This is a genomic window from Kitasatospora sp. NPDC006697 (genome assembly GCF_042869935.1).
GTDB lineage: Bacteria > Actinomycetota > Actinomycetes > Streptomycetales > Streptomycetaceae > Kitasatospora.
The window spans coordinates 10242-35915 of record NZ_JBIAGU010000018.1 but is presented as its reverse complement, the minus strand read 5'-3'; the positions used below and the strand labels follow the sequence as shown (position 1 = coordinate 35915).

Below are 25674 nucleotides of genomic sequence, written 5' to 3'. Positions count from 1 at the left end.
CCCGGTTGCTGAGCGGGGTCCACCAGGTGACACGGCCGACCGGGGGGCCCGGGTTCAGCGGGGCACGCCGGCGCTGCCCCCGGCGGGACGCCTCACCCCTCCTTCTCCACCAGCCCCGTCTGCACCTGCACCGTTCGGCGCCGGGTGATGTAGAGGCCCCGGCCCGCCGTCAGCTGGCGGGGCTTGATGTTGCCGAACAGGTAGCCCTCCGAGGGCGGGCAGGAGAGCAGCAGCGCGGGCGAGTTGATGTCCTGGAGCTTGCGGAGCAGGGGGTCGCCGAGGCCGCGGCCGGCGCCGTTGGCACTGCGGGCGACGATCAGGTGGAGGCCGATCTCGGTGCCCTGGGCGAGGTGGTCGAGGAGCGGGGCGAAGGGGTGGGTGCCCGAGCCGGCGGCGAGCAGGTCGTAGTCGTCGACCACGATGAAGAGCTCCGGGCCGTCCCACCAGTCGCGCAGTTTGAGGCGGGCCGGGGCCAGGTCGGCGGCCGGGATGCGGTTCTTCATGGCGCGGGCGGCGCCGTCGACGACCTGGCGGAGCATGTCGACCGCGACCGCGTAGCCGAGGCGGTACTCCTCGGGCACCGCGTCGTAGAGGCCGCGGCGGTAGTCGACCAGCATGATCCGGGCCTCGCTGGGCGAGTACCCGGTGACCACCGAACGGATCATCTGCTTCAGCAGGTTGGTCTTGCCGGACTCGCTGTCGCCGACCACCAGCAGGTGCGGGCTCTCCTCGAAGTCGTGCCAGAGCGGCGCGATCTCGGTGTCCTCCAGGCCGAGGGGCACCCGCAAGCGGCCTTCGGGCGCCGGGAGTTCGGCGGCGTCCAGGACCAGCGGCAGCATCCGCACCTCGGGGGCGCGGCGGCCCGGCCAGTGGTCGGCGAGGGCGTCCACCAGGTCGGCGACGCCCTCCGCCAGGTCGGCCGAGCGGCCGGTGCCGTCGATCCGGGGGAGCGCGGTGAGGAAGTGCAGCTGCTCCTCGGTGAGTCCGCGCCCGGGCAGCTTGGGCACCCGCCCGGCGGCGCGCATGTTGATCACCGAGTCGATCGGATCGCCGAGCCGCAGCTCGAACCGGGTCTGCAACTGGTCGCGCAGGCCGTTGCTGATCTCGCCCCAGCGGGTGGTGGCGATCATCAGGTGGACGCCGTAGTTGAGGCCGCGCTGGGAGATCAGGGTGAGCGGCTGGACCAGGTCGTTGAACTCCTGGCGAAGCGTGTTCCAGCCGTCGATCACCAGGAAGACGTCGCCGTGCGGGTCGTCCGGCAGCTGTCCGGCGGCCTTGCGGCGGCGGAAGGTGGTGACCGAGTCGATGCCGAGCTCCGCGAAGTACTTCTCCCGGCGGGTGATCACCGCGTTGACCTCGGCGATGGTGCGCAGCACCCGCTCCGGGTCGTGCCGGCCGGTGGTGCCGCCCAGGTGCGGCAGGCCGCGCAGGGTGGAGAGCGTGCCGCCGCCGAAGTCCAGGCAGTAGAACTGGACTTCCTCGGGCGTGTGGGTGAGCGCCAGCCCGGCGATCAGGGTGCGCAGCATGGTCGACTTGCCGCTCTGCGGCGCACCCGCGATGCCGACGTGGCCGCCCGCGCCGGAGAGGTCGGCGGTGAGCAGGTCGCGCAGCTGGTGGAACGGCCGGTCGACCACGCCGACCGGCACCACCAGCCGGCCCGGCCCGGCGAACCCGTCGACGGTGAAGCCGCGTTGGGGATCGGGGGCGAGCGGCGGCAGCAGCTCGTCCAGGGTCGGCGGCACGTCCAGCGGCGGCAGCCAGACCCGGTGGGCCGGCGGCCCGGCGTCGGCCAGCCGCTCGGCGGCCAGCTCCAGCAGCGAGGCGCCGGTCTCGGCGGCCTCCGGTTCCTGCTCCACCACCGGGAGATGGCGGGGCGTCACGTAGTCGGTGCCGTAGCGGACCACCTGGCCGGCCAGCGCGGCCTGCTGGGCCGGACGGCGCTTGGGCCGGTACGGGCCGGAGACGTAGGCGGCCTTGAACCGGGTCAGTTCGGAGGTGCCGCTGCGCAGGAAGCCGTTGCCGGGCGTGGAGGGCAGCTGGTAGGCGTCCGGCACGCCGAGCACGCCGCGGCTCTCCATCGCGGAGAAGGTGCGCAGGCCGATCCGGTAGGACAGGTGCGACTCCAGGGCGTTCATCCGGCCCTCGTCCAACCGCTGGGAGGCCAGCAGCAGATGGACGCCGAGCGAGCGGCCGAGCCGCCCGATCATCACGAACAGATCCATGAAGTCCCGGTGTGCGGCAAGCAGTTCGCTGAACTCGTCGACCACCACGAAGAGCGTCGGCAGCGGGGCCAGCGGGGTGCCGGCCGCCCGGGCGGTCTCGTACTCCAGCAGCGAGGCGTAGTTGCCGGCCGCCCGCAGCAGCTCCTGGCGGCGCATCATCTCGCCGTGCAGCGCGTCGCGCATCCGGTCCACCAGCGCGGCCTCGTCGGCCAGGTTGGTGATCACCGCGGAGGTGTGCGGCAGTTCGTCCAGGCCGAGGAAGGTGGCACCGCCCTTGAAGTCCACCAGGACGAAGTTGAGCACCTCGGAGGAGTGGGTGAGGGCCAGCGCCAGCACCAGGGTGCGCAGCAGCTCGGACTTGCCGGAGCCGGTGGCGCCGATCAGCATGCCGTGCGGCCCCATGCCGCCCTGCGCGGACTCCTTGAGGTCCAGGTCCACCGGCCGCCCGTCGGCGCCCAGGCCGAGCGGCACCCGCAGTCGCTCCGGGACGGCGCGCCGGCTCCAGAGCCGGTCCACCTCGAGCTGGTTCAGGTCGGGGATGCCGAGCAGCGCGGTCAGGTCGAAGTCGGCGGCCAGCGGCTCGCCGGCCTCCACCGCGTCGCCGATCCGGTAGCGGGCCAGCGCGGCGGCCAGCCGGGTGGCGGCCCGGGTGCTCAGCGCGTCGGGCCGGCCGAGTTCGGTGACGGTGTCCTTGCGGTTGCGGTCGGCGCCGACCATGGCCAGCCGGCCGCCGGCGATCCGCAGCCGCAGCGTGGTCCGGGCCGGCTTCCACTCCAGCGAGTCGGACAGGTCCAGCACCAGCGCGTTGCGGTAGCCGGCCAGGGCGGCCCGCCCGGCGCCGTGGTTGCCCGCGCCGTCCAGCACCAACACGGTGAACGGCTCGTCCCGGCTGGGCACCGCGTCCGGCTCCCAGGCGGGCCGGCCGGTGAACTCCTCGCCGAGCAGCTGCTCGGCCTCGCCGAGGGTGGCGGCCACCAGCCGGACCGGCCCGGCGCCGTCGCTCTCGCTCGGGTGCAGGGCGTGCGGCAGCCACTTGGCCCACTCCCAGTGCGGCCGCTGCTCCGGCCCGGCGACCACGGCCATCCGCAGCTCGTCCGGCCCGTGCACCACCGCGAGCGAGCCGAGCACCGCCCGGGCCAGCGCCCGGGCGGCCGCCGGATCGTCGGTGCGCAGCAGCAGTTGGGCGAAGCCGCGCAGGTGGATCGCCACCGGCTGGTCGTCCACCGTGCCGTAGGCGTGGATGAACCGGCGCAGCGCGTGCGCGCAGAGCGGCTCCAGGTCCGCCACCGGCTTGGTGGCCAGCGGCGCCAGCCGGGTGGAGAGCCGCTGCGGCCCGGTGCCGATCCGCACGTCGCTGAAGTCCGGGTGGGTGGAGCGGCGTTCCCACAGCCGGGTGGTGCCGACCAGCGAGGCCAGCTCGGCCGGCGCCGGGTGCCGCCAGGCCAGTGCCTCCCGCTGGCCCTCGATCGAGCGGCGCACCTGGCGGCGCATCTGGGAGAGGTAGCGCAGGTAGTCCCGGCGCTCGGCGCGCAGCTGCTGCTTGCGGTCGCTGGAGCCGCGGATCAGCTGGGTGACCAGCATGCCGACCGCGGAGAGCGCCATCATGCCGATCGCCACGTAGGTGAGCGCGCCGCCGCCGCCGTCCGGCTTCAGGAACATGAAGACCATGGAGAGCGAGCCGAGTGCCATCGGTGCCATCTGGAGCATGCCCGCCATGCCGCTCTGCGGCTCCGGCAGGCTCGGCGGCTCCTGCAACTGGATCTCGCCGTCCGGCAGTTGCGGCCCGGGCCGGCGTGCCGTGCGGTTGACCAGGACCACGCTCACCTGACGGCTCCTCACTCGCGCTCTCGTCCACCGGCTCTACGGCCCGCCGCCGCGGCCCGGTTCACGCCGGAACGGGTGAACGCACCGGCCGGCCCGCCCCGTAGAGGGGGTCGTGAACAACAGCGCCGTGGCCGGACTGTGCCGGCTCAGGTTCCACACGCCCGGGGCGGCCTTCGAGCTGGCCGTGCCCGCGGACGTGCCGCTCGCCGACCTGCTGCCCGCCGTGCTCGGCCACGCCCCCGGCGACCTCGCCGAGCAGGGCCTGGACCACGGCGGCTGGGTGCTCCAACGGCTCGGCGGCGAACCGCTGGACGAGGAGCAGACCGCCGACGGCCTGGAGCTGCGCGACGGCGACACCCTCTACCTGCGCCCGCGCCGGGCCGCCCTGCCGCCGGTGCACTTCGACGACCTGGTGGACGGCGTGGCCAGCGGCGTGCGGGAGCGCGGCGACGGCTGGCGGCCCGAACTGACCCACCACGTGGCGGTGGCCGCCGCTGTGCTGGCGCTGGCCGGCGGCCTGGCGCTGCTGGCGCTGCCCGGCCCGGCCGGCCCGCGGGCGATCGGGGCCGCCGCCACCGCCGTGCTGCTGCTGCTCGGCGCGGCCAGCGCCGCCCGGGCGATGGCGGACACCGGCGCGGGCATCGCGCTGGGCAGCGCCGCCGTGCCGTTCCTGGGCCTGGCCGCGCTGCTGGTGCCCGGCGGGCCGGGCGGCCACGAACTGCTGGGCGCCCGGGTGCTGGCGGCCGGCTCGGCGGCGGCCGGGGCCGGGGTGCTGGCGGTGGCCGCGGTCGGCGCCGGGGCGCCGGTCTTCCTCGGCCTGGTGCTGGTCGCGCTGCTGGTCGCGGTGGCCGGCGGGCTGCTGATCGGCGGGCTGGCCGTGGACCAGGTGGCCGCCGTGCTCTCGGTGCTCGCGGTGCTCGCCGGCGCCTTCGTGCCCTCGACGGCGTTCCGGCTCTCCGGGCTGCGGCTGCCCGCGCTGCCGCGCAACGCCGAGGAGCTGCAGGAGGGCATCGAGCCGTTCCCGGCCGAGGGCGTGCTGGCGCGCAGCCTGATCGCCGACGACTACCTGATGGGTCTGTACAGCGCCGTCGGCGCCGTCACCGCGGCCTGCCTGGTGCTGCTCGCCACCGGCAGGGGCTGGGGCGGGCCCGGGCAGGCGGGCGCGCTCTCGCTGCTGCTCCTGCTGCACAGCCGGGCGATCGGCAGCATCCGGCAGCGGCTGGTGCTGCTGCTGCCCGGGCTCGGCGGGGCGGCGCTGCTGGTGGCCCGGGTGACGCCCGGGCACCCGCCGCAGGCCAGGCTGCTGGTGCTCGGCGGCCTGCTGGTGGCGGTGCTGGCGCTGCTGGTGGCGGCCTGGACGGTGCCCGGACGCCGGCTGCTGCCCTACTGGGGCCGGCTGGCCGACCTGCTGCACACGCTCAGCGCGGTGGCCCTGGTGCCGCTGGCGCTGCTGGTCTGCGGCGTCTACCACGCGATGCGCGCCATGAACGGCTAGCCACGGCGAACGGCCGGGAACCACAACACCATTGGAGTAGCACGATGCAGTCCCGACGCGACCAGGTGCAGGCGCACCTGTTCGTGCTGAGCAGGCTCGCCTCCGGCATGTTGCGGGCCGAGCCGGACACGCCCGACACCCCGACCGGCCGGACCACCAGGGGCACCGTCGGCGGGCTGGCGCTCGGCGTGCTGATCGCGCTGGTGGTGACCGTGCTCGGGGTGTTCGAGCCCAGCGCGAGCACCGGCTGGCAGAAGCCCGGCGCGCTGGTGGTGGTGAACGAGACCGGCGCCCGCTACCTCTACCTGAACGGCGAGCTGCACCCGGTGCTCAACCAGACCAGCGCCAAGCTGCTGGCGGGCGACCAGCTGATGGTCCGGCAGGTGGCCGAGCGCTCGATCGACGGCACCGCGCGCGGCGGCCCGGTCGGACTGCTCGGCGCGCCCGACGGACTGCCGACCGCCGCCGCGCTGGCCGGCACGCCCGCCTGGCTGACCTGCGCCGTCGCCAACGGCAAGCTGGCGCTGGCGATCGGCCCGCACGGCGAGGGCACCGCGCTCACCCCGGGCCAGGCGCTGCTGGTCGCCACCCCCGACGGCGGCCGCGACCTGCTCTGGCAGGGCCGCCGGCTGCGGCTGGACGTCCGCGACGGCGCCGCCCAGGCGCTCGGCTACGCGGCCGCCGCCCCCGCCCCGGTCAGCGCCGCCCTGTTGGACACGCTGCCCGCCGGACCCGACCTGGCCGCCCCCGACGTGCCCGGACGCGGCGGCCCCGGGCCGCAGCTGGCGGCCCGCCCGACCAAGGTGGGCCAGCTCTTCGAGGCGCCCGGCGGCGGCCGGTACCTGCTCACCACGGCCGGCCTGACCCCCCTCAGCACCCTCCAGTACGAGCTGCTGCGCGGCGACCCGCGCACCCAGAAGGACGCCTACGCGGGCGCCGCGCCCACCCCGGCCGCGATCGGCCCGGAGGACCTGGCCGGGCACACCGCCCCCGCCGCGCCCGCCGACGGCCTGCCCGCCGAGCCGCCCGCGCTGGTCGCCCCCGCGGCCGGGCAGGCGGTCTGCACCGACCTCCACCCGGCCACCGACCCGGGCGCCTCGCGCACCTCCGTCACCCTGCTGGACCAGACCGCGCTCGACGGGCAGCCGCCGGCCGCCCAGCCGGGCGTGCGGGCCTCCTGCACCCCGGCCGACCTGGTCGCCGTCCGCCCCGGCGGCGGGGCGCTGGTCCGGGCGGCGCTGGCCGGCGGCTCGGCGGGCGACGCCGAGTTCCTGGTGGCCGAGAACGGCGTCAAGTACGCCGTGCCGTCCGGCGCGGCCAAGCAGCTGGGCTACGCCGGGGTGGTGCCGTCCGCCGTGCCCGCCGCGCTGCTGGCCCTGCTGCCGGCCGGGCCGAGCCTGGACCCGGCCGCGCTGACCGGCGGCGGGGTGCCCGCACCGGCCGCCGCCACGCCTTGCTGACGGCTGCTCAGGTCCTGAACCGCCCTGCGTGCGGAGGCCGTTCCACCGGATGCGGGGCCGCGCCAGCGGTCCCGCCGGACCGACACCATCGACACCATCGACAGAGGAGATCCTCTTCGTGACGAACAACGTGCTCAGTGCCCAGGACCAGGCGTTCATCACGGCGCTGAACGGCCTGGACCACCAGATCTCCGCGATGATCACCTCCGGCCAGACCGTGGAGCGGATCAACGAGGAGATCGCCGCCGGCTACGTCTCCGGCGCCAGCAGCGCCTTCCAGTCCAAGGTCAACGACTGGGTGGACCGCTACAAGACCGTGATGCAGGCCTTCCAGAAGCTCCAGGACGCCACCCACGGCGCCAGCCAGGTGCTCAACAAGGCCGAGGAGGAGGCCCACGTGATGGGCGGCAACTGGGGCGCCTCGGACGGCGTCTACGCCGCGCTCAGCTGACCCCCTCCCCTTCCTCCCGCCCCATCCCCAGGAGTCAACCACCGTGGCAGACATCCAGCTTCAGCACGAATCCATCGACAACGCGTTCCAGGAGCTGCTCCAGGCCGCGCAGACCATGCAGAGCAACCTGGACGAGCTGGTCCAGCAGCTGCAGGGCCTGGCCAGCCAGTCCGGCAGCTACAAGGAGGCGTTCCACGAGTTCTTCGCCGTGGTCCACCAGAACGAGGGCCAGATGCACGAGGACATCAAGAAGGGCGCCCAGATCCTGGACCAGATGAACCACACCATGCGCTACGCCGACCAGTCCGCCGCCGCGGGCTTCTGACCGGCCGGCCATGAGCACCCTCAAGGTCACCGACGACTACCTGGACGGCTTCGCCAAGACCCAGATCAAGCAGCTGATCCAGCAGATCAACGGCACCTACCCGGGCGACGGCACCGGCACGATGATCATCGACCACGTCAATGACTTCGCCGGGGGCGCCGGAAGCGGGCTGCCGAGCGGTACCGACAACTACACCCTGCTGATGACCGGCGGGAAGTCGTTCACCGAGGCCGCCACGCTGACCAAGAGCTTCACCACCTTCGCGGGCAGCATCCAGAAGCAGTTCCAGGCGGTCAACGGCGCCCTGGACAAGATCGTCCTCGGCATGCTGAACGCCAAGCAGACGTTCAACAACGCCGAGGACGAGGCACTGAGCGCCGCCCAGATGTTCAGCATCCTGAGCGGCGGCACGCCGCCTCCCGCCCCGCCCACCACCACACCCTGACGCTGCGTCAGACCAGCGGTGCGCGAACCGGCGGTCCGGGAAGCCGGATCGCCGGACCGCTCTCCCCACCCGTCCCCATCCAGTCCCACCACCCAGCATTGGAGCACCCGCATGGCCCTCTGGGAGGACGCCATCAACTACTTCGCGGAGCCCACCCAGAATGCGAGCCCCACCCGGTCGGACATCACCGGGCTGGAGTGGGTCAGGGCGCACGGGGTGAACACCGTCACGGACGCCACCGGCCTCGACAAGGTCTGGGACATCTACTGGGTGACCTACAACTCGTATTACAGCGACTACGTGGTCGTCAACATGAACCTGATGTGGGACAACATCTCGCCGAAGACCGGCGACGGGAAGGTCGACAAGTTCTTCGGCCATGCCCGGGACACCCTCAACGCGCTGCTCGGCAGCCCCGGGTACACCTCGACCACCGCGCTGGCCAGCTTCAACGCCGCGCACGACATGCTCGCCGCGCTGCCGGGCTGGGTGAGTTCGCTGGTCAAGCAGCTCAAGGGCTGGGCGGACACCATCGACAGCGAGGACAGCGACCTCCAGGGCAGCGCCGCGGGCGAGTTGAAGTCCTACCTGGAGAGCGTCGGCAAGAGCATGCAGGACATGGTCACGCTGATCGAGTTCGCCGGCGACCCGGCCGCCTCCGTGCAGGCCGCGCACGACGCGCTCTACGCCGGCCTGTCGCGGATGAACACGGAGTTCCTGGACTGGCAGGGCGGCAGCCCGCAGAACGAGGTCGACCAGGAGTGGAACGACCAGTACCCGAACATCTCCAACCCGCTCAACTGCCTCAAGTACGCGCTGAACGGCCTGATGGCGTCCGGAACGGTGACCTACCCGGACAGCTCCAACTACACCATCCTCCAGGTGAACGGCCTGCGGACGGACCAACAGGCCTTCTGGGACACGGTGGAGGCCAATGCCAAGGCCCTGTGGATCCAGGGGGTCCAGCAGTTCCTGGACCGCGGCGCCACCATCGCGATGACCGCGATCACCGAGGCCTACACCACGCTGAACAACGTGATCACCACCATCACGCTGACCCCCGAGACGCCCTCGCCCGCCGCGATCACCCCGCCGACCGGCAACCCGGGCGGGAACGGCTCCAACGGGAACAACGGCGGCAACGGCAACGGGACCAACGGCCCGAACGGCATCAACGGGCCGAACGGCAACAACTCCAAGAACGGCCCGAACAACACCAAGATCCCGCCCCCGCCGACCACGGCCAACCCCGATCCCAAGTACGACAACAACAACCCGGCCAACCCCGGCGGTACCGTCCCGCTGCTCGGCCCCGACGGCAAGCCGCTGACCACCAAGGACGGCAAGCCCTGGACGGTGCCGGCGGGCTCCACCATCGACGCCAACGGCACCGTCATCGGCCCCGACGGCAAGCCGGTGCTCGGCCCCGACGGCAAGCCGGAGAAGGCCCCCGCGGGCGCCAAGGTCGGCAGCCTCCCGCCGAGCCCCGGCCCCGGCGGGCTCTACAACCCCACCGGCGGGAACTTCAGGGTGCCGCCGGGCTCCACGGTGGACGCCAACGGCATGGTGCTCGGCCCCGATGGCAAGCCGGTGCTGGACGCCAACGGCAACCCGGTCTACGCCGGCAAGAACGCCAAGGTCGGCAAGGACGGGACGCTCCTCGACCAGAACGGCAACCCGGTCGGCAACCAGGAGCAGCTGCTCACCAACGAGGAGCACGCGATGGGCGATTCGCTCATCCCGCTGCGCACCGGCGGCAGCGGCTACACCCCGCTGGAGGACTTCGCCGCGCCCGGTACCACCGTGCCGGCCCTGAGCAGCGGCGCCACCGCGCTGGAGCCGGGGCTGCCGCTCGAGCGCTTCCCGGCGCCCACCTCCGTGCCCACCGAGGGCGGGCTCCCGGCCGGCCCGGGGGCCGTCGGCCTCGGCCCCCGGGCGCTGGCCCAGGGCGCCTCGCTGACGCCCCGGGAGGCCGCCGCCCAGGAGGCGGTGATGGAGCAGGCCGCCGCCGAGCGCACCGCGGCCGGCGAGTCGGCCGCGATGAACGCCGCCGAGGAGGCGCAGCTGATGGGCCGCTCGGTCTCCACCACCGGCGGCGCCGGGATGCCGCCGATGATGCCCGGCGCGGGCGGCGGCGGTGCGCCCGGGCAGGGGCAGGAGCGGCAGCGGACCACCTGGCTGGCCGAGGACGAGGAGGTCTGGGGCACCGAGACCGAGGTGGTGGACGGAGTGATCGGGCGCTGAGCGCGCGGTGAACGCGGCCCCGGGCGCGGGCCGTAGGACAGGGTGTCGGCGGCCGGGTGCCCGGTCGGCCGCCGACCGCAGAGCCGGGCCGTCGGAGGAGGAGCGGAGCGGATGGCGGTGTCCCCGTTCGCGGAGCAGATCGAGCAGGCGATGATCACCCTGCGCGAGCAGCAGGCCAAACTGGCCGAGACCACCAGGGAACTGCAGAACGCGACCGCCACGGTGACCACCAAGGACCGGATGGTCACCGCGGTGGTCGGCGCCCAGGGCCAGGTGGTCTCGCTGACCTTCCACACCACCGGCTACCGGTCGATGGCCCCCGCCCAGCTCGGCACCCTGCTCGCCGACCTGCTCAACGAGGCCCGCGCCGACCTGGGCGACCAGGTGCTGGCCGCGATGCGCCGGTTCGACGGCGTCGGCGAGTCGCTGCGCACCTCGATGACCGGCGGCACGGAGCTGGAGGAGCTGCTGGCGCCGCTGCAGGCGATGCGGCCCGCCCACCTGAAGGCGGAGGACCGCAGGCTCGGCGGCGGGCGGCAGGAGCAGTTCGATGGCTGAGCGGTTCACGGCGCTCTCGGACCTCAAGACCGCCTTCAGCAAGTTCGGCGACATGTCCGCGCTGATCGACGAGGTGCACACCAAGATCAGCGACATCAACGACTTCAACAAGAAGTCGGCGGGCGACGACGACATCGGCAAGCAGTACCACCAGACGGTGGACCAGCCGACCAGGGACCTGAGCGACCTGGTCGACCAGGTGCGCAAGGCCGTGGCCAAGGTCGGCGAGAACGGCAAGACCGCCAAGGACCTGTTCGACAGCACCGACTCCGACCTGACCGACCAGACCGGCGGGTTCTGAGCCGGAGCGGCGTTCCGCCCGCCGACCGGCGAACCATGCAGTGACGATCCATGCGTTGACGATCCGTCAGGAGTAGCAGCCGCCGATGGCGATCATGATCCCGGACGGGCTGGCGAAGCTCTTCTCCGGCCTCACCGGCATGTCCTGGCCGCAGGCCAACGAGGACGACCTGCGGCAGGCCGGCGAGGACTACCTGGCGGTCTCCAACGACCTGCCGCAACTGCGGCAGTACATCGCCGAGATGATCAAGGTCATCAACGACCAGTTCGAGGGGCAGGCCGCCGAGGCCTTCGCCGACCTGATGCGCCGGCTGATCGGCAGCTCGGGCGGCGACGACTACATCGGCCAGGCGGGCGACCAGGCCAAGCAGTTGGGCGGGGCCGCGCACGACACGGCCAACCAGGTCGAGTACGCGAAGTGGATGACCATCGCCCAACTGGTGCAGCTGGCCTTCGAGATCGCCTGGGCGATCGCCTGGTCGCCGTTCACCGGCGGGGCCTCGCTCGGCGAGATCGTGGCGGCGAAGCTCATCGCCGAGGGCGTGATCCGGAAGATCTTCGCCTGGCTGCTGGACAAGATCGCCATGCACGTCTTCATGGGCGTGGTCGGCGGTGTGGCGCTGGACGCGATCATCCAGATGCTGCAGATCGCCGAGGGGCACAAGACCTGGAGCGAGTGGGACACCAAGTCCACGCTGCAGGCGGTGGAGTTCGGGGCGCTCAGCGGGCTGATCGGCGGCCCGATGGACCTGCTGGGCCACGGGTTCGGGAAGCTCTTCTCCGGCATCACGGGCAAGTCGCTGGGCAAGGACGCCGGCGACCTGCTGGGCCGAGAACTGGCCGGGCTGGAGAACGGCCTGGGCAAGGACCTGGGCAAGGACCTCGGCAAGGACGCGCTCGGGGCCGGCGGCAAGGACCTGTTCAAGGACGCCAACGGGGACCTGTTCAAGAACGGCTTCAAGGACGGGCTCGGGGCGGGAGGGAAGGACGGGCTCAAGGACGGTCTGAACGGGGCCGTGGGCGGGGCGGGCAAGGACCTGGGCCACGACGCCACCCGGACCGTGGGCAAGGAGACCGGGCACGAGGCCGGCAAGGACGTCGGGAACGAGGCCGGGCACGAGGCCACCGGCGACCTGGGCAGGGAACTCGGGCAGGGCGCCGAGCAGGTGGTGGGCGACTTCGCCGGCCAGAGCGCCGGCCAGTGGCTCGGCAAGGACGCCGCCAAGGCCTTCGGCCAGGACCTCGGCAGGACCCTCGGCAAGCACTCCTCGGACTTCGCCAGCCGATTCCGCAACGTCTACGGCGTGCTCGACAAGAGCGCACTGGACCAGGTGGCGGTCGACAAGTTCACCAAGGAGCTCGGCACCGACTTCGAGAAGCACCTCGGCAGCCTGCTCGGCGACGACGCGGCGCGCGACCTCGGCCAGGACTTCGCCAAGGCGCTGGCCAGCGGGATGGGCCGGGACGCGGACGAGATGGTCAAGGGCCTCACCGACGCGCTCGGCAAGGACGGCCTGCTGCGCGGCGAGGCCGTCGACACCCTGGTGAAGCACGTCCCCGGCCTGGCGAACAAGATCGGCGGCGGCACCGTCGCCTTCAAGCTGGGCGTGGCGGTCGGGGAGTACCTGAAGAGCGGGGTGCACAACAGCCTCACCGAGGGCTTCTACAACCTCACCTTCGGCGAGGACCACACCTTCTCGATGACCTGGCAGACCTTCGTCTCCGGCGTCGGCATGGGCGCGCTCGGGCACGTGGGCCACCACCTGAGCGAGCCGCTGAAGGAGAAGTGGACGCACTTCGCCCAGCAGTGGCTGCACGACCCTTCGGCCACCGACAAGTACTTCGGGCCCACCCACCCGATGACCATCCTGTCGCTGCTTTCCAACCTGGCCGGCCACAGCGCGCCGTTCCCGGTGGTGCGGCCCGGGGCGCCGCGGCCCGAGGCGGGGGAGACGGAGGGGATCGGCGCGCCGAAGCCGTCGGGGCGGACGGTCGGCGGGAACGGGGCGCCGAAGGAGTCGGAGCCGATGGAGCAGTGGAGGTCGGAGAAGTCGCCGGCCGTGCCGCCGCCGTCGGTCCGCACGGTTGGCGGCGGCGGGAACCCGCAGCCCGAGCGGCACGAGCAGCACGAGGGCGACGGGATCGGGACGCCGCAGCGGGTCACCACCCAGTCGGGATCGCACCAGCAGACGGGCGGGACCGGCCAGGGGGACCACGAGCACCAGCAGCAGGTGGCCCCGCCGCCACAGCACACCACGGTCGGCGGCGGGCACGAGGAGCAGCTGCCGCCCTACCAGCGCCACGACCCGGCGCCCCCGCCGGCCTACCAGCGGCACGAGAACCCGCAGCCCGCGCCGGTCCCGCACGAGAACCCGCCGCCGTACCAGCGGCACGAGGCCCCGCACCCGGCGGCCGGCCCGCAGCCGCACGACCGGGTCTTCGTCCCCGACCCGGGCCTCACCCCGCAGGCCCGGGAGCGCTTCGAGCACGCGGTTGCCCAGTTCCCGAAGGACGACCGGCACTTCACCGTCGCCATGCACGTCGGTGAGAACGGCCCGGTGCCGCCGCACCGGGTCGCGGAACAGCTGCGGCAGGCGCTGGCCGACGGGCACTGGGACGGCGAGAAGCCGGTCAAGTTCGTCGCCTGCGACCTGGCCGGCTCCCTGCACGGCGACTACGTGCACGAGGTGCTGGACGAACTGGCGAAGAGCGGCGTGCACGCCACCGCGCTGGCCGCCGACGGGCCGGTCTGGTTCGACCCGCGCACGGGCAAGCTGGTGGTGGCGGAGCAGGTCGGCTACAACGTGTTCGGCCTGCCCGTGGTGGTCGGCGGCGGCCACTGGCACGAGTACCGGCCCGGCGAGCGCAAGCCCGTCGACCTGGGCACCGAACTCCCCGGCGAGTACCAGGAGGTGAAGCCGGAGGACCTGCACGGCGAGTCGCCCGACGCGGTGCGGTTCGGCCCCTCGTCCACCCTCCGGCCGGTCCCGACCGACGACCATCCGCTCCAGCAGCACGTGGAGCCCTCGTCCAGCCGGCACCACCAGGACCTCATCACCCCCGTGGAGGTGCCGGAGCCCCCCAAGGCGACCGGCCCCACCGCCCCCGCCCGCCAGCAGGACCGCGGGCTGGCCGCCTACGACGTGATCACCGAACTGCACATCTCCGACCAGGAGGCGCGGCAGCGGCTGGCCGACCACTTCACCACCACCTTCGGCGGCGACCGCAGCGCCGCCGAATCGCTGGTGAAGAGCCTGTTCGGCACCGGCAGCATCCGGCCGCGGCTGGCCGCGCTGAGCCGGGGCGAGCACTGGGAGGTGCCGTTCACGGCCGGAACCTGGTCGGGCACCGTGCGGATCGACGCCAGGGTGCTCGACCGGGTGTTCAAGGAGCCCCGGAAGACCTTCGAGTTCGAGATCGGCAGCGAGCAGCAGACCGTCGTCAGCAGCACCTCCGACCACCTCTGGCAGGCCGGCGCCGTCGCCACCGCCAAGTTCAAGTTCGGCAGCTCCGGTGACCTCACCGAATCGCTCGGCTACCAGCACAGTTGGCAGAAGGGCTCGAGCGACGCGGAGGCCAGCCGCACCATCGCCCTCGGCAAGGTGACCGAGCCCGCCGCGCTCTTCGAGACGGGCTTCGACCTGTACACCGAGTTCACCAGCCTGTCCCACCACGGCGTTCCGCAGGGCCGGCCGCCGAGGCAGCAGCCGCTGCGCTACTCGGGCACGGTCGCGGTGCCGCTCCGGGAGACCGGCGGGGCGCAGGCCACGACCAAGCACATCGGCTTCCCGCGCGAGGTGCTGGCACGCCAACGGCTGGGCGGCACCCACCTGGTGACGGACGTCTGGACGATCGGCGAGAACCCGGCGGGCGGCCCGCGCGGGGTAGCCAAGCTGCTCGACGGCCTCCCGCCGGGGGAGACCGCGGTCGCCGGCCGGCTCTGGGGGGACCTCAAGGAGAAGGTGCTCGCCGAAACCAGCATGCTGACGCTGCACCAGAACCTGAAGAGCCTGATGTCCGGTCAGTCCTTCGCCTTCGAGGTGCACGGCCTGGACGGCTCCACCGTCAGGCTGGAGTTCACCCGGGCCAGCGTGCGGACCCTGGAGCTGCGCGGCGACGCCGGCAGTACCGAGTTCAACCTCGGCACCGGCACCGCCAGTTCGCACGTCGAGCAGAAGTCCGACAGCGACGGCCTGCAACTGCCGTTCGGCATCGGCAACGGCGCCGGCAGCAAGGGCACCGGCGGAGGCGGCGGCAATCCGCTGTTCGGCCGGGACCGGGTCAAGGTGGTCGGCACCGGCTCGGAGGTGTCGCTGACCAGCAAGATCAAGTCGGACGCGGTGGTGTTCGAGGGCGAAGCCGACCTGCAGCTGAAGATCACCCGGACCAACCCGCTGGGCAGGACCACCGAGTCGGAGCCGATGCACGTCCCGCTCGGCTTCAAGGCCCTGGTGGACCACGCCGAACTGGTCCGGAAGGACGGCGACCCGACCTCCTACGCCGCCGCCGACCAGCCGGCGGCGGCGCCCTCGCGCCCCACCCGGGAGCTGTACCAGAAGCCGCCCGCCGAGATCTGGGCCGGCCCCCAGAAGGAGCACGGCCTGCCGGACACCACCACGGTCCGCGACCTGGTCGACGTCTCGGAACTGCACCAGCGGCTGGACCGGCGGGGCCGCGAGCTGATGGGCGCCAAGGCGTGGGCGCAGGTGCGGGACGACGTGCTCGGCACCTTCTCGCACGCCGCCGTCGCGGCCCACCTGACCGGCATGACCCGCAGCGTGCCGCTGCACACCCCGCACGTCACCAAGGGTCCGCTGAAGGACCTGCACGTCTCGGCCACGGCCAAGGTCACCGAGATGCGCCAACTGCGCTCACAGGAGTCCGAGCTCAACCCGGTCCGGGAGAGCACCACCTTCGAGTCGAGCCGCAGGCTCTCCTCCGACACCAGGACGGGCCAGGTGCAGGGCGCGGGCAGCATACCGCTGCACGAGGACCCGGCCGTGAGCCTGGACCTCGGCCCGACGGTCAGCGTCGAGCACCGCTCCCGGGACGGCCGGCGCATCGGCGAGTCCACCAAGAGCTACGCCAACGGCAAGTACAGCAGCCCGCAGGACCTCTACGAGACCGACCTGACGCTGAACCTGAAGATCACCCACGGCGGCGTCGAGCACACGCTCGAGGTCGACCTGACGGCCGAACTGGGCGTCGAGCACCGGCTGACCGAGGACCGGCTGCCCACCGGCGCGGACACCGACGGCGTGTTCACCGCGAAGACCCCCGACCCGGCCCCCGCACCGGTCCGCGGTGACGGCAACGAGGGCTCCTCCTCCCACCAGGCGGCCGCCCCGCCGCCCCGCCCCTCCAACCGGCCCAAGCAGCGCCTCGAACCGCCGACCCGCACCGGGAACGGCCGGCTGGCCAGCTCCGACGTGCTGCTCGGCTTCAAGAGTGCCGACAGCAAGGTGCTGCACACCGTCGAGGCCACCCTGGAGCGGCGACTCGGCAAGCTGCCACCGCAGTTGCGCGCCCTGCTGGCCCGGGAGCTGTCACCCGACGCACTGAAGGCCCAGTTGATCCGGCTCTCGCAGGGCAAGTCGATCCGGATCCCGCTCCAGCACGGCGGCTGGCGCGGCGAGGTGGTGGTGGAAGCCAAGCTGGCCGGGCTGCAACACCGGGAGACCATCGACAAGTTCGAGTTCGAGCTGGGCGGCCAGCAGCGCAGCTCGACCGGCTTCTCCTGGGACAAGCGCACCCGGTGGAAGTTCAAGTTCGGCGGCAAGGTCAACGCGCCGCACGTCACGGCCTCCGGCGACTACACCCGCACCCGGGACTCGGTGAGCGGCCTGACCATCGACCGGACCGGCGGCACCAACAGCCGCGGCAAGAACACCGAACCGGCCGCGCTCTTCGACGGCACCGCCGACTTCCGCATCTCGTACCGGGGTTCTGGCGACCACCGGCCGCTCGGCCCGGACCGGGTCCGGGTGGAGGCCCGGGTCGCGCTGCCGGCGCGCGACAGCCTGCCGCCGGTGCGGCCGACCCGGGCCGTCCCCGACCGGACCGTCACCTCCCGCCGGCTCGGCTCCTCCGACGTCGTCACCGAACTGCGCCCGATCGTGCCGCCCAAGCCCGGGCAGCACGAGGTGACGGACGTGATCCGGCAGATCAGGCAGTCGGGCGAGCGCCAACTCGGCAGCGACTGGCAGGGGATGTCCCGGAAGATCGCCGAGGCGCTGGACTTCGACAAGCTGCGCCCGCAGCTCAAGTCGCTGATGTCCGGCCACGAGATCGTGCTGCAGCACGGCCGCAGCACGATCCGGATCCGGGCCGACCTGGACACCCTGGACCAGGTCGGCGAGTCCAAGCAGGTGGAGTTCAACACCGGTACCACCAAGCAGGTTTCGCTGACCGGAACCGATGGCGCCACCAACACCGGCGGCGGGCGGGGCAACACCGTCAACGTCTCGGTGCAGGGCACCACCAACCCGCTGGGCCACGGGCCCGCGGTGGTGGCCGGTGGCGGCGTCAGCCACGGCTGGGGCAGCGACCACGTGGACCAGATCAGCGACGCGGCCGGCACCGCGAGCGCGGTCAAGTCCAAACTCCCGGCGGTTGCCGGGCAGGGCACGGCCCGGCTGGTCTTCACCGTCGAACGGCGCCCGCTGGTCGCGCTGGTGGACCGCGACCGGGCGGTGCCCAGGCCGGGCACCCTGCTCGCCGGCTTCACCCACTACGCGGGCTACCGGCGCGGCCAGTTCGAGGCCAAGGTGGGCTTCGACGTGCTCTCCGAAGCCGCGCACAACCCGAAGCTGGACGCCGGCGGCAAGCACTCGCTCACCGAGCGGATCGCGGAGCGGGACGAGCGCCGACCGCCGCCGTTCAGCCCGGTCAAGGAGGCGACCGTGCACCGGCCGCCGGACCAGATCTTCGAGACCGGCCTGCGGCAGGGCGACGTGCTGCGCTGGCTCGGGGACACCCACGGTGTGCAGGACCTGCTGCGCGCCACCGGTCCCGGCTTCTTCGGGGCCAGGACCTGGAAGCGGCTTCGCGAGCTGGCCTCCTCCACCCACAGCCACGCCCAGCTCTCCGCCGAGTTCGCCGAGACCGGCAACGGCTGGAGCCATGACACCCCGTCGGCCGGCAAGCGGCTGCTGCACGACGACGTCGGGGTCAGCGCTTCGGTGCAGGTGGTCTCGCTGGAGTACCTGGGGAAGGACGACGAAGCCCAGCTGAGCCCGGCGAACCAGGCGGGCGACGGCAGCCGGCACCTGCGGCTGGACTGGAGCCAGTGGGGCGGCAAGCTGGAGCTCGGCGCCAAGGCCAAGGTGTCAGCACTGGCCGGCGTGACCGCCACCGGTACCGCCAACGTCTCGCTCACCGGCCGGGAGGGCATCGGAGCGGGTACCAGCGGCCGGGTGTCATCCAACGCCAAGTTCGGTGAACCGATGGCCCGTTACAGCGGCTATGCCAAGGTGGAGCTGACCTTCCGGGACGGCGACGAACGGAAGACCGTCAGCGGCCTGGTCCCGGTCGAGGTGGACGTGCCGGTCTCCCACACCACGGCCGAGAGCGTGCCCGACACCCACCGGCGCAGCTACCAGCTCAGGGATCCGAAGCGGGACGGCCAGGACGGCCAGGACGGGCCCGAGGAGACCTCGCCGAACCGGTCCGCGGTCAAGAGCGTCGACCGCCCGGTCTTCGACCGCGGCCGGATCGACACGGTGGTCTCCGCCCTGAGCCGCAGCCACCGCGACGGAGTGGTCGACCTGACCGACCCGGTGGCCGGGCCCGCACACCGGCGGCGGATCGCGCAAACCCTCGGGCAGTTCCCGGGGGACGTTGCGCTGTTCACCGTCGCGTACCACACCGAGGACCCGCACGGCGCCCCGAGCTGGCACGGAAGGCCGCTCTCCGCACGGGAGTTGGCGATCTCGTTGCTCGATCTCCGGGACGCCGGGCTCTGGCACGAGGGCCAGGCACTGCACTTCGTCGCCTGCGGCTCCGGCCGCGATCACCAGGGCAGCAGCTACGCCGCCGAGGTGCTGAAGGAGATCCGCGCCCGCCGCCCCGACCTCCGGCCGGAGGCCTACGCACCGGACGGCACCGTCTGGTTCGTCCCCGGCGGGATCCACGGCGAGCAGCCGCACCTGGTGGTCAGTGACACCATCGGCTACGACGCCACGGGTGCCCCCCGGATCGCCCCGGGCGGCAACTGGCAGCACATCACGCTGTCCGAGGACGGTTCCGAGGTGCATGCCGAACCGCTGGGCTCGCAGCTGAACTACCGGCATCCGCTCCCGGAGGCCGTCGAGGAGCACCCGATCACGGACCCGGGCGTCCCGGGTGCGGTGCCGTTCGGCGGGCACGACGGGCCGGGAGCCAAGCAGGATGAGCCGAAGCAGGAGGGCTCGAAGCAGGAGGAGCCGACGCAGGACGAGCCGACGCAGGACGAGCCGGTGCGGCACCAACCGGTCGACCTGCGCGGCACGGGCCCCGAAGCCGTCCAGAGCGTGCGGGACGAGCTGCGGGACCAGGAGCCCGGCACCATGCTCGGGCTGGAGGTCGACCGGGGTGAGCCGGGCGCCGCCCGCTACTGGGCGCTGCGCCATCCGGACGGCACGGTGCACTGGCTGGACGAGGACGGCAACGACCGGGGAGCGTCGGGCGCCGACGGCATCCGGGCCGGCAAGTCGGTGCACAGCTGGGTCCCCGATCCGTACTCCGACCCGGAACCCGCGGGGTCGCGGTCGCACGAGTTGCGGATGCTGGACCGGATCGCCCGGAGTCTCATGCACCAGGACACCAAGCCCCACCTGGCCGTCGCCTACGGCCCGGACGGCCATCTCTGGGTCGCGGGGAACACCGGAAAGATGCGCGTCACGACCCGGGCGTCCCAGGCGAGCGAGGGGCAGCTGCGGCGGGCCGGCGACCAGGGAACCGCGCTGCCCGCAGCTGCTCGGGAGCGGAACGACTCGGCCAAGCTGCGGGCCGTGCGCGAGAACAGCTACCAGGAGCGGCACCCGGAGAGCGCCGACGCGCTGGACCGGATCGGCCGCGAGCTGTCCGGGCACGCGTCCGGCTCCGGGCGCCTGGACTGGCTGTACCTGAACGAGGGCGGCAACGGCTCGCAGCACGGTGAGTTGTCGATCCTGGAAGGGGCCGTCGAGCTGTGGAACAAGGAGACCCGGCATCCGGCGGAGCAGACCGAGTTCCCGATCGGCGGCGTCAAGAAGGCCTGCCAGGCGTGCCAGTGGGCGTTCGACGCCGCGAACCGGCACATCCTGGGCAGGCTCAACCGCCGGGTCGTCGCGTCCGGTGGCCATGACGGACTGTTCCCGGGCTGGATCATGCCCAAGTTCCTGGAGCAGAACGCCGCGGCCCGGAGGCAGATCGAGGACCTGGCGCAGGCCCAGGGCGGCAGCTTCAGCAGGAACGGCGACGGCTACCTGCAACTGCGCCTGGCCAGGGCGAAGTCCGGCAGCAACCACAAGCCCGACGACTCGGACTCGGACTGGGAGGAGGCGCCCACCGCCGCACCGCCGCGCCGTTACCGTCCCGACCTGTCGACGATGACGGCCCGTCATGTGCGCCAACACGGCGTCGCCTGGCTGTCGGACCTCCCGGCGCACCGGGAAGCCCTGCATCCCGCGCAGTTCCGCGACCACCGCTACCTCACCGTCGCCTACCGCACCGACCGTGCGGACGGTGCGCCGACGCGCGACGGGGTGCCCCTGACACCGCACGAGGTGGCGAACTCGCTGATCGCCCTGCACGACAAGGGCCTCTGGACCGGTCAGCCGCTGCGGTTCACCGCCAGCGGCTCCGGGCACGGCCGGGACGGCGACTCCTACGCCGCGCGGGTGTTGCGGGAGATCCGCCGGCTGCGGCCCGATCTGCCGCTGGAGGCGTACGCTCCCGCCGGCACCGTGTGGCACGTGCCCGCCCGGGCGCCCGGCGAGCAGCCGCACCTGGTGGTCACCCAGACCGTGGGCTACGACGCCGAGGGTGTGCCCCGGGTCGCTCCGGGCGGCCACTGGCAGCAGCTCACGCTCCCCGCGCGTTCGACGCAACTCCACACCGCGCAGCGGGGTTCGCACCTCGGCGACCCCTACCCGATCGAGAACGCCACCGGGGACCACCCGATCACGGCGCCGGTGACGGGTGCGGTGCGCTTCGGCGACCACTTCCAGGGCGCCATGGCGCAGAGCCACGCGGACCACGGCGTCGCCTGGCTGCACGACCCGGCGGTGCCGATGGACCGGCAGGAGCGGGCCCGGCAGGACGCCGCCCGATCCCTCCGGGACGACCGGTACTTCACGATCGCCTACCACACCGACCGGCCGGACGGAGCGCCGCATTGGGACGGCGGCGGGCTGGCGGCGCACCGGATGGCCGAGTCGCTGCTCGCCCTGCACGACAGCGGCGCCTGGCCGGCCGGGAAGCCGCTGCGCTTCGTCGCCTGCGGCTCCGGCCGGAACCACGAGGGCACCAGCTACGCCGCCGAGGTGCTGAAGGAGATCCGGGCCCGCCGGCCCGACCTCGAGGTGGAGGCCTACGCTCCGGACGGGACGGTCTGGGTCGTCCCCGGGAAGCGGGCCGGCGAGCCGCCGCACGTGGTGGTCAGCCGGACCGTCGGCTACGACGCCGGCGGCCGCCTCCGGATCGTCGACGACGGCAGCTGGCAGCACCTGGCCCTCGAACCGGACCGGAGCGAGCCGGTCAGCACGCCGATCGAGGCACAGCTGGACCACCCGGCCCCGCTGCCGAAGGCGGACGAGGCGCATCCGACCACCGATCGGCCGGTGCGCGGGGCGGTGTCCTTCGGCAGGCCGTCCGATGCCACGGTCGACGCCGTGGCCCAGCACCTGTACCGGGAGTTGACCGGGCCGGCAGCGAACGGGGACCGGGTGGCGGTGGCGCTCAGCCACCTGAACGGGCACGCGGAGAGCATCGAGCGGCTGAAGGCGTCGTTCGCGCGCCTGGCGCCGGGCGTCGACATCGCCCAGGTGCTGCTCGACGGCGCGGCGCGGAACAGGTTCGGCCGACACATCGACCACGGCTACATGCTGGAACTCCTGGGCCGCTCGACAGTCCTGAGCACCCGTCCCACGCTGGAGGCGATCCACGAGGTCCTCTCCCGGCGCCGGGGCAGCAGGCCGCACGACCTGCTCAGCCTGCTGCGCCCGCTGCGCGGCGACATCCGGGAGCTCTGGCGGCTCTCCAACAACTACGAGGCCCGGTACCACCGGCCGTTGCTCGACGCCGTCCGGGACCGCTACCCGCAGGTGGACGCGCTCGGCAGCTACCTGCTCGGCGGGCAGATCCTGGAGCACCGGACCGTCAGCCCGCAGCACGCCGACGACCTCTTCACCACCCTGGCCGGCCTGGACTACGAGAGTGCGGCCGGCACCCGGGAGCCGATCCCGTTCGACTTCCCGGACGACGGCTGCTTCAACCGGGCGCACCTGATGGCCGTGCACCTCACCGAACTCGGCATCTCCTGCCGCAAGGTGTTCGTCCGCCAGCTGGACCTGGCAGGCAACGGCGCACTGACGGTGACCTCCTACAACGCACCGGGAGCGACCTTCGCCACGCCTGGCCGGATCCAGTGGGGGTACCACGTGGCCGTCGCGATCGACGTCCAGGACGCCACCGGGGTACGGCGGATGGTGCTGGACCCGTCGATGACCCCCGGCCCGGTGGAGGTGGACGCCTGGATGGCGCTGATGGGGGTGCCGCCGGGAACCGCCGTCCACCTGGGCGACGGCTACCAGGACACGGTCAACGCCCTGCAGGGGTTCTTTCACGGCGGGGTCCTGCAGCTCGACGCCGTGGGCTACCCGCTCGGCGTTCCGTGCTACTACACGACCGAGCGCCACACCTACTTCCTCGCGCACTTCCTCGACATCGGGCAGCCGGCCGGCAGCAGCCTCCAAGGCTCCGAGCAGTACTTCCGCACCGACCAGGTCGCGGCGACCGACCAGCGCGTGCGGGAGGCCCAGCAGCGGGCGGTGGACCGGCTGAACGCGTTCCTCTCCGCAGCAGCCCCGGTGCACGCCGAAGGGCCCCCGCCCGCCGGGCTGCGCCCACCGGGCGAGTTGGTGGAACCCACCGAGAAGCCGATCGATCGCTCGGCCTGGTACCACCGCCGGGACAGCGCGCCGGCCGCGGTGCGGCAGACCGAACGCTTCCAGCCCAGCTCGCCGGTGACGGTTAGTCAGGGACGGCTCGACGGGACCATGGTGTACGTCCGCAACACCGTGCGGCGGATCCAGGCGGAGGACGGGCGCTGGATCCGCTCGATCTCCTTCGACCTGCCGGTCAAGCTGGGCCCCGGCGTCACCCCGGAACACCTGTCCGCCTTCCGGGAGCGGATCGGCCGGCTGCTCGACCAACACCTCAACTCCGGCTACCAGTTGCCGGAGTCCGGCGACCAACTGCACTTCGAGGCGGCCTTCACCGAACACCCGCACCACACCGAGGCGATCACCCTGACCGGCCCGAACGGCGGCCACCGGTCCGGCCCGCCCGCCGCCGACCAGCTCCACCTGGACCTGGAGCACGGCGACGGCGACCTGCTGCACGAACTCCTGCACTACGCGGGGCTGAAGGACGAGAGCTTCGACCGCACTTCGCTGTTCCGCAACACCCCGGCCAAGTCCGAGAGTTCCGGCCTGATGGCCGACACCGACGGTCCGGTCCCGCTCGGCCTGCCGCAGCGGTACCTGACCGAGCTGGAGCACCTGACCCAGGACGGGGCTCCGCTGCACGACCACCCGCTGCCGGTGCGGAAGCCGAAGGACGCCTCCGACTCGGTCTTCGACGTGCTGTCCGGCGGCAGCAGCGGTCACAAGCGCGGCCGGGAGGAGGAGCCGGCGCCGCCGGCGCCCAAGCGCGCCCACACCGCCGAGTACGAGACCTCGCCGGCGATGATGCGGGACCGCGGCTACCAGCCGCGCGACACCGACCGGGACCACCTGGTGCAGGTCCACCTGGACGCCCTCGGCCACCCCTTCCCGAAGCCCACCCCGAAGCTGCTGGAGCTGGTCAACCCGCACGCGGCCAGCGCCGACGGCAGCGACCTGCACCACTGCCTGGAGGCGGTCGGCGCACTGCGCGACACGCACTACGGCCACCCTCGGGCCGCCGCGCTCCCGGAGCACGGACAGCCCGAGCCGGACCCGGCCTGGACCCTCCAGCGGACGCACGGCCTGGTCCAGGACCACGGCTACGGCGCACAGGCCCTGCACGCCCTGCGCGAGCAGGTCCGGGCGGCCGGGCGGGGGGCCTTCGCCACCGTGCTGCTCACCCGCGACGGCGAGCCAGAGGGCCACGCGCTGGCCCTGGTGCACGCCCACGACGGCACCCTGCACTGGGCCGACCCCGCCCTCCTGCACACCTGGTCCGCCGCCTCCGACGAACTGCCGGCCGGCTTCACCGAGGACACCCGGGTCCGTGCCGCCACCACCGACGCGCTGGAGATGACGGTGAGCGGCCCGGTGGACCACAGCCTCTTCCAGCCCGGCGCGCCGCTGTTCGGGGGGTTCCGGCCGACCACGGAGGAGAAGCGGGATGCGGTAGCGCTCCTGGGACCGCTGGGCAATCGGCTCTCCAAGGCCGCGCTGGCGGCCGGCACGACCAATTCGGCCGCGGACCTGCGGCTCACCGGCAGGCCGGGCAAGTGGCGGTCCACGGTACGGGCCAGCGGCAAGGAGAACTGGGGTGAGCTGCAGCGCAACGAAGCCAGCACCAGCGCCGTCGCCTGGGCCGACCACACCAAGTTCGGCTACTACCAGGTCAATGACGCCGAGGTGAAGGTGCTGACCGAGGTCTACCGACACCTGGCCGGGATCGACGCCGACCCGGCGACCACGAAGGGGGTACTGGCGATCATGTCCAGCCAGGCGACCTGCCGGAGCTGCCGCGCGGTGATCGCGGCGTTCCGCAGGGCCTATCCGGGGATCCGCACCTACGTCGCCTTCCCGCTCGACGAACACGGGAACGACAGCCAGCACCGACGCGGTGAAGGGTCCATCAAGTACGGCTGGAACCAGCAGGAGCTGGCCCAGCTGGAGGGAACGGACTCGGAGGCCGGCCCGCTCTACTGGCGCAGCGACTACCGGGGCATCGGCCTGCCGGAGCTCATCCCGGCCAGGCAGCGCGCCGTCAACAACGTGGTCACGGCGGGCGCCTTCGAGCGCCCACCCGAGGAGTTCGTCGCCGACCTGCGGGCGGCCTTCCGGAACATGAAGGCGCTCGAGGAGCGCGAGGTGGACGCGCTCCGGAACTGGTACGAGGAGCAGTTGGACCTGCCCGTCGCTGAACGCCAGGCGGTGCCCTACCCGTAGAA

The 25674-nt window shown here is 72.9% G+C and carries 10 protein-coding genes; 9 read left to right on the top strand and 1 reads right to left on the bottom strand.

What is annotated here, in order from left to right; translation table 11 throughout:
• Nucleotides 1-92 precede the first annotated feature (92 nt).
• Nucleotides 93-4046, bottom strand: coding sequence for a type VII secretion protein EccCa (gene eccCa, locus ACFYNO_RS24040; RefSeq protein ID WP_388015989.1), 3954 nt, complete (start codon nt 4044-4046; stop codon nt 93-95).
• Nucleotides 4047-4158: 112 nt separating this feature from the next.
• Between eccCa and eccD the strand changes: the two genes are divergently transcribed.
• The 9 genes from eccD to ACFYNO_RS23995 all read left to right on the top strand — a co-directional run bounded on the left by eccD (nt 4159) and on the right by ACFYNO_RS23995 (nt 25672).
• Nucleotides 4159-5541, top strand: coding sequence for a type VII secretion integral membrane protein EccD (gene eccD / locus ACFYNO_RS24035; RefSeq protein WP_388015986.1), 1383 nt, complete (start codon nt 4159-4161; stop codon nt 5539-5541).
• 44 nt (nt 5542-5585) lie between these two features.
• Entirely contained in the window at nt 5586-7001 is a 1416-nt protein-coding gene (gene eccB, locus ACFYNO_RS24030; protein ID WP_388015983.1) for a type VII secretion protein EccB, read from the top strand.
• A gap of 118 nt (nt 7002-7119) precedes the next feature.
• Nucleotides 7120-7452 carry a hypothetical protein gene (locus ACFYNO_RS24025; RefSeq protein ID WP_388015980.1) on the top strand — a complete coding sequence of 111 codons (333 nt, stop codon included), beginning with the start codon at nt 7120-7122 and terminating at the stop codon, nt 7450-7452.
• 43 nt (nt 7453-7495) lie between these two features.
• Entirely contained in the window at nt 7496-7777 is a 282-nt protein-coding gene (locus ACFYNO_RS24020; RefSeq protein WP_388015977.1) for a WXG100 family type VII secretion target, read from the top strand.
• A 10-nt stretch (nt 7778-7787) separates the two neighbouring features.
• Nucleotides 7788-8222, top strand: coding sequence for a hypothetical protein (locus tag ACFYNO_RS24015; protein WP_388015974.1), 435 nt, complete (start codon nt 7788-7790; stop codon nt 8220-8222).
• A 111-nt stretch (nt 8223-8333) separates the two neighbouring features.
• The gene (locus ACFYNO_RS24010; protein WP_388015971.1) at nt 8334-10466 is read left to right on the top strand and encodes a hypothetical protein; all 2133 of its coding nucleotides are present in this window, start codon (nt 8334-8336) and stop codon (nt 10464-10466) included.
• 111 nt (nt 10467-10577) lie between these two features.
• The gene (locus tag ACFYNO_RS24005) at nt 10578-11024 is read left to right on the top strand and encodes a YbaB/EbfC family nucleoid-associated protein (protein ID WP_388015968.1); all 447 of its coding nucleotides are present in this window, start codon (nt 10578-10580) and stop codon (nt 11022-11024) included.
• Entirely contained in the window at nt 11017-11325 is a 309-nt protein-coding gene (locus tag ACFYNO_RS24000; RefSeq protein WP_388015965.1) for a hypothetical protein, read from the top strand. The genes ACFYNO_RS24005 and ACFYNO_RS24000 overlap by 8 nt, the downstream gene beginning before the upstream one ends.
• 85 nt (nt 11326-11410) lie before the next feature.
• Nucleotides 11411-25672: a protein-glutamine glutaminase family protein gene (locus ACFYNO_RS23995; RefSeq protein WP_388015962.1), complete on the top strand. Its 14262-nt coding sequence runs from the start codon at nt 11411-11413 to the stop codon at nt 25670-25672.
• Nucleotides 25673-25674: the final 2 nt, after the last annotated feature.

Coding starts and splice junctions, on each gene's coding strand:
- eccB (WP_388015983.1), top strand. CDS start 5,586: ATGCAGTCCCGACGCGACCAGGTGCAGGCGCACCTGTTCGTGCTGAGC.
- ACFYNO_RS24015 (WP_388015974.1), top strand. CDS start 7,788: ATGAGCACCCTCAAGGTCACCGACGACTACCTGGACGGCTTCGCCAAG.
- ACFYNO_RS24010 (WP_388015971.1), top strand. CDS start 8,334: ATGGCCCTCTGGGAGGACGCCATCAACTACTTCGCGGAGCCCACCCAG.
- ACFYNO_RS24005 (WP_388015968.1), top strand. CDS start 10,578: ATGGCGGTGTCCCCGTTCGCGGAGCAGATCGAGCAGGCGATGATCACC.
- ACFYNO_RS24000 (WP_388015965.1), top strand. CDS start 11,017: ATGGCTGAGCGGTTCACGGCGCTCTCGGACCTCAAGACCGCCTTCAGC.
- ACFYNO_RS23995 (WP_388015962.1), top strand. CDS start 11,411: ATGGCGATCATGATCCCGGACGGGCTGGCGAAGCTCTTCTCCGGCCTC.